This is a genomic window from Caulobacter sp. B11, assembly GCF_002737765.1.
Lineage (GTDB): Bacteria > Pseudomonadota > Alphaproteobacteria > Caulobacterales > Caulobacteraceae > Caulobacter.
The window spans coordinates 1-5,409 of sequence record NZ_PEGG01000166.1; the positions used below are offsets into that span (position 1 = coordinate 1).

Genomic DNA, 5,409 nt, shown 5'->3' on the forward strand with positions numbered 1-5,409 from the left:
ACCCTGTCCTGGCCGTGACCGACGTCTTCGACAAGGCCAAGCGCTCGGCGGTGATGGCGCAGGTCAAGAGCACCGGCACCACGCCTGAACGGACCCTGCGCAAACTGCTCACCGAGCTGGGCGTTCGCTATCGCCCTGCATCGCAAGGACCTGCCGGGCACGCCGGACATCGTCATGCCGGGCCGCCGTCTGGCGATCTTCGTCAATGGCTGCTTCTGGCACGGTCATGACTGCCCGCGCGGATCGCGCGTGCCCAAGGCCAACCGCGACTATTGGCTGGCCAAGGTCGAGCGCAACCGGGCGCGCGACCTGCGCAACCTGCGGGCCCTGGAGGAGGCCGGATGGCGGGCCGAGACCGTCTGGGAATGTGAGACCCGCGACACCCCCGCCCTGATCGGCCGGCTGTCCAGCCTGGTGGGCGACAAGGGGGAAACGGGTTAACCCGCGACCGCCCTGGGCTGGGTCCGCGGCCGTTCGCGGCAGGACCGCGATCAGGGCCGCATAGAGCTCGCCGGGATCGATCGGCTTGGCGACATGGGCGTTCATTCCGGCCGCGCGGGCAGGCTTCCCAGTCCTTGACCGTAGCCGACGCGGTCACCGCGACCACCGGAATATCGCGGTTGGGGCCGCTGGAGGCGCGCAACTGCCGCGTCGTTTCGCGTCCGTCCATGCCGGGCATGTAGACATCCATCAACACGACGTCGAAGGCCTCTGAGCCCAACAGCTCCAGGCCGCGCTCGCCGGATTCCGCTAGGGTGGCGTGCACGCCGAACGGCTCCAGGATCAGCTCGACGGCGCGGCGATTGACCACGTGATCGTCGACGACCAGGACCCGCGCGCCGCTGATCGAGCCGCCCTCGCCGGCCGCGGTCGGCTCGCTGGCCGGCTCGACTTCAAGGCTGAAGCGGAATTGGGCGCCCTCGCCGGGGCGGCTTTCCAGGGTCAGGTCGCCGCCCATCAGCCGCGACAGTTCTCGACTGATCACCAGGCCCAGGCCCGAACCGCCATGCTCGCGCGCCACCCGGGCGTTCAGTTGATCGAAGGGCATGAACACCCGGTCCAGGTCCTGGGGCGCGACACCGGGGCCGGTGTCGATGACCACGATCTCGATCCGGTGGCGGCCATCCTCGTCGCGGGACGCCACCCGAACCGTGATCGAGCCCTGGGCGGTGAACTTCACGGCGTTGGACATCAGGTTGTTGAGCACCTGACGCAGGCGCAACGGATCGCCCAACACCCAGCGCGGCAGGCCCGAGGCCCCCTCGATCCGCAGGCGCAGGCCCTTCTTCTGGATCTCGTCGCGCCACAGCCGCACGGAGTCGGCGATCGCCTGGCGCAGATCGAAGGGCGCCTTGTCGATGGCCATGCGCCCGGCCTCAAGGCGCGAGAGGTCGAGAAGGTCATTGAGCAGGGCCCGCATCATCTCGCCGGCGGTGCTGATCAGGTGGGCGTGATTGCGGGCCGTCGGGTCAGGCGCGTCGCTGGCCAAGCGGGCCGCCCCGGCCAGGATGGCGCTGATCGGGGTGCGGAGTTCATGACTGACCATGGCGACAAAGGCCGACTTGGCGGCGACGGCCTCCTCGGCCTCGTACCGTCGGCGCTCGGCCTCCGCCTTGGCGGCGGCCTCCGCCTCCAGGGCTCGCCCCAGGGTGCGGGCGGCCACGACCACCGAGACGATCATCAGCAGCGCGCCGAACCACAGCGCATTGGCCAGCGGGGCGTCCGGATTGGCCGCTCGCGCCACCAGGGGCACGATCAGGAGATACAGAACATGCGGCGCGGCCGCGATGATGGTCGCCGACCTCAGGCCGCTATTGACGACGATGACATTGAGCAATGAGCCCGCCAGCAGCATGCCGCCGAGGGTTGGGGCGAACCGCGCGCTTGACGCGAACAGCGGCAGCGCCAGAAAGCCGAAGGTCGCGGAGGTCACGGCCGGCATGACCAGGATGATCCATCGACGCCACGCGGCCGGCGGCGTGTCGGGGTTGCGGACCACATCGCCGAGCAGCCAGCGCTCCAAGCCCAGAGCCGCAAGGTAGATCGCGGCCCACAGCCAGACCCAGGCCATCTGGACGTAGACATGAAGGATAAGGGCGATGGCCAGGGTGGCGATCAGGCGCATGGCGATGTTTTCGCGACGCGCCTTCGCCGCCTTCAACAGCTCGATCTGTCGTCGCACTGCGTTCAATGCATCCCCCTGCGATCGTCCGGATTGTGATCACGGACGTGCAACGGGAAGCACTATGGCAAGCGAGGCCCTAAGAGGGAATGAAAGATCGCACCGCGGATTACGCTGATGTTTTGGCTTCGCGCGCTCTGAAATGGCGCCGATTTGGGGCGATTAGTCGCCAAGCCGAACCAAGCCGACCAAATTTTTCCCGGATCTCAGATGGGCCGCGGACCGACGACCTGGACCAGGGTCGCCTCGTCCAGACCCTCGATCTCGACGATCTTCAGTCGGGCGGTCTGGCCGCCGGCGATGGTGATGGCCGAGCGGGGCCGGCCCAGCGCCTTGGACAGCAAGGCGATCAGGGCGGCGTTGGCCGCCCCCTCGACCGGCGGGGCCGAAACCCGCGCCTTCAGATAGGCCCGGCCGTCGCCGTCGACGGCCCAGCCCTGGACCGCGTCCCGCCCGCCGCGCGGGGTCAGGCGCACGGCCAGGCGCACGCGGTCAGCCCAGAAGGCCGACCAGGGTGTCGCGTAGGGGCGGCAGCAGATAGTTCTGCACGCCCACCAGGATCAGGATCACCACGATCGGGCTGACATCCACCCCGCCGAGCGGCGGAATGATCCGCTGAAAGGGCCGCAGCACCGGGCGGGTGACCGCGTCCAGAACCTGGCTGAGCGAGGCGATCAGGCGGTTGCGCAGGTTGATGATGTCGAAGGCCACCAGCCAGCTAATGATCGCCGAGATGATGATCGCCCATTTCAGCAGGTCCAGCAGAGCGCCGAGAATGAAGAACAAGAAATAGATGATGGGGGCCATGGGTCTTTCCGTCCGCGTGGTCCGCTTCTTGCCGCGCCTTGACCGCTCTGGCAAGGCGAAGCGGTGATCCGTCGCTTGACGCGAAGTCCGTCCCGCCTTATTCCCGCGCTTCCTTGGGGCCGTAGCTCAGATGGTAGAGCGCCTCGTTCGCAATGAGGAGGTCAGGGGTTCGATTCCCCTCGGCTCCACCAAGGACCTGCCGGCGCCCTAGCGGCCCGGCCCTCGATTTCCCGACGACTGGACCACGATAGCCCGCGAAGCCATGCCCATGCGGCGCGCCTGGCGCTGCTTGGGCGCCGATGCGGCGCGATGGCCAGGGTCGTCAGGGGCCTGGCGGGGCGGAGAGGTCGAGTTCGACGACCTGATAGAGGGCCGGCGCGACCAGCTGCTCGGTCGAGATCAGGGTCGACTGGGCGTCCAGTTCCGCCACCAGGGTGCGGCGGGGAACCTCGGTGTTATTCTCGTCCTTGCCGTACTTGCCGTGCATCGTCGAGAGCACCGAGGTCAGGCGCTGTGGCCGCCCGGCGTCGCCGCGCTTGGTGAAGCGGCTCCACAGGCTCTTGGGCGTGGCGTTGAGGCTGCCGTGGTGGCCGACCTTGTAGAGATCGACCCCGGCCAGAAGATCGGCCAGCGGCGACCGCAGGGCGTACTGCCAGGCCTCCAGCTGGGCGTCGCCGGGGAACAGCAGGGTCTTGCCGCCCACCTGCAACAACAGGATCACGCTGGTATTGTTCATCTGGTCGTCGAGGGCGCGGACCAGGCCCAGCAGGAGTTCGGCATTGGCGCTGTCGATCCGGTCGGCCAGCCAGCGGTGCTCCATCAGCAGGCGGCTTTTCGGGTTGGAAGGCGCGTCGGGAAACAGCTGCCGGTCCGCGGCCAGGTCGCCGCCAAGGCCCTCGAGGGCCAGGGCGAAGCGTCGGGGCGCCAACTGCCAGAACTCGTCCTTGTCGCGCGAGCGCTGCTTGCGGATCGAGTCGGGTTGACGAAGCGTGGGCGGCCCCAGCACATGGACGGCCACGCCGGGCAGCGCGTCGGCCAGCCTGGCGTCGCAGCCGTGGAAGACATATTCGCAGCGCTCGCCCATCGTCCGCAGGTTCTCGACCGCCGAGAGGTTGGACAGATTGTCCTGGCCGATGAAGGCCAGCTGCTGCGCGATCGCCGACGGCAGGCGCGCCCCATGCGCCTGGGCGAAGGCCGCGGCCTGGCCGGCCAGGTCCTGCATCGCGCTCAGCGCGGCGCGGCGCGCGGCGAAGGCCTGGTGATCGGCGGCGATGTCGGGTCCGAGCCAGTCGACTGGCGCCTCTGGCGCCTCGGTCCAGGGCTGCACGACGACCCGCGGCCGCAGACCGGCGATCACGTCGCCGGAGCCGGCCCCGTCGCGCGTCGCGAAGCCGCTGATGTGATCGGCGTGGCGATGGGTGGCCACGACCACGTCGAGACGGGCCCCGGCCTCGTGCTCGGTGACCTTGGCCTGGATGTCCCTGGCGAGGGCGAGCAGGCGCGAGGGCTCGGCGTCCTCGGGGAGGTCCGTGGCGCCGAAGTCGATCAGCATGTGGCGTCGGCTGTGGTCGGCATAGCTGAACCGCAGCAGCGAACAGTCGCCGAAACCGACCTGATAGGCGAACAGGGTGGCGGAAACCGGCGGGCTGTCCACGCTACGCCCCCATCCGCTTCTGGTGGTCGAGCGCGAACCTCAGGCGCGCGTCACCGCCCTGCAGCTGCCCGGATTCGAGCAGATAGGCGGCCCTGCGGCTCTGCCGGGCGCCGTCCTTGAGCCGGTTGGCGATGTGGTATTTCACCTGGCCGTACTGGTCGAGGACCAGGACCCCGCCGCCATAGGCTCGCAATCGGGTCCGGGAGCTCATGCCGTCGGGCCGTTCCGCGCCCAGGACCGACTTGAACTCGGCGCCGAAGATGTCGAGCCGCTCGACATACTGGCAGACGGTCTCGTGCAGGGCGATGCCGTCGGGGCCGATCCGGCTGGCCGCGTCGATCGACAGCACTTCCGAATAGGCCCGTTCGCTGATCCCCAGGGCCTTGCGGTTCTCCCAGAGGAACCGGAAGAGGCTCATTTCCGCGTCATTGGCCGCATGGTTCGAGCGCGTATAGGCCAGCTGACCGACATAGGGATAGCGCCGCCAGCAGCCGTCGACGTCGCCGACCGACCGGGGACTGGAATACCGGGTTGACGCAAGCCGGCATCACCTGGCGATAGCACGCTCGTCGTCGGGCACCAGTTCGCGATCGGCGGTCAGCAGCCGGCCAGAATACTGTTTTCGAAAATCGATGTCGGTCGGCGGACAGTAGTCGAGGGCGCGGATCGCCATGGTCAGCAATTGGCCGGCCACCTTGGCCCCTCCTCGACCACGGCGTCGAGACTATGGAAGTCGCCCCTGGAACGTGCCCAGCAGGGCGATGCG

Annotated in this window: 6 protein-coding genes, 1 tRNA gene and 2 pseudogenes; 3 read left to right on the top strand and 6 right to left on the bottom strand. The window is 68.6% G+C overall.

Annotation, left to right across the window (positions count from 1 at the left end):
• Together CSW58_RS15100 and CSW58_RS15750 are read left to right on the top strand one after the other, a co-directional pair.
• A pseudogene (locus tag CSW58_RS15100) lies at positions 1-230 on the top strand (very short patch repair endonuclease); the annotation flags it as partial.
• The gene (locus tag CSW58_RS15750; protein WP_255406567.1) at positions 175-441 is read left to right on the top strand and encodes a hypothetical protein; all 267 of its coding nucleotides are present in this window, start codon (positions 175-177) and stop codon (positions 439-441) included. The pseudogene CSW58_RS15100 and the gene CSW58_RS15750, both read left to right, overlap by 56 nt.
• Positions 442-625: 184 nt before the next feature.
• Here CSW58_RS15750 and CSW58_RS16165 read toward each other — a convergent pair.
• The 3 genes and pseudogenes from CSW58_RS16165 to CSW58_RS07900 all read right to left on the bottom strand — a co-directional run.
• Positions 626-2,125 (bottom strand): annotated as a pseudogene (locus CSW58_RS16165) (ATP-binding protein); the annotation flags it as partial.
• A 263-nt stretch (positions 2,126-2,388) separates the two neighbouring features.
• Positions 2,389-2,670, bottom strand: coding sequence for a DUF167 family protein (locus tag CSW58_RS07895; RefSeq protein ID WP_099446923.1), 282 nt, complete (start codon positions 2,668-2,670; stop codon positions 2,389-2,391).
• A 4-nt stretch (positions 2,671-2,674) separates the two neighbouring features.
• Positions 2,675-2,989 carry a YggT family protein gene (locus CSW58_RS07900; protein ID WP_099446924.1) on the bottom strand — a complete coding sequence of 105 codons (315 nt, stop codon included), beginning with the start codon at positions 2,987-2,989 and terminating at the stop codon, positions 2,675-2,677.
• A 115-nt stretch (positions 2,990-3,104) separates the two neighbouring features.
• Here CSW58_RS07900 and CSW58_RS07905 point away from each other — a divergent pair.
• Positions 3,105-3,180 (top strand) — tRNA-Ala (locus CSW58_RS07905).
• 131 nt (positions 3,181-3,311) lie between these two features.
• Here the strand turns inward: CSW58_RS07905 and CSW58_RS07910 are convergent.
• From CSW58_RS07910 to CSW58_RS14045, 3 genes are all read right to left on the bottom strand, one after another.
• Positions 3,312-4,643: a hypothetical protein gene (locus CSW58_RS07910; RefSeq protein WP_201721607.1), complete on the bottom strand. Its 1,332-nt coding sequence runs from the start codon at positions 4,641-4,643 to the stop codon at positions 3,312-3,314.
• Position 4,644: 1 nt separating this feature from the next.
• On the bottom strand, positions 4,645-5,061 hold the full coding sequence (locus CSW58_RS07915; RefSeq protein WP_099446925.1) for a hypothetical protein: 417 nt from the start codon (positions 5,059-5,061) through the stop codon (positions 4,645-4,647).
• 129 nt (positions 5,062-5,190) lie between these two features.
• A complete protein-coding gene (locus CSW58_RS14045; protein WP_161494588.1) occupies positions 5,191-5,337 on the bottom strand; it encodes a hypothetical protein in 147 nt (48 codons plus the stop codon).
• Positions 5,338-5,409 lie beyond the last annotated feature (72 nt).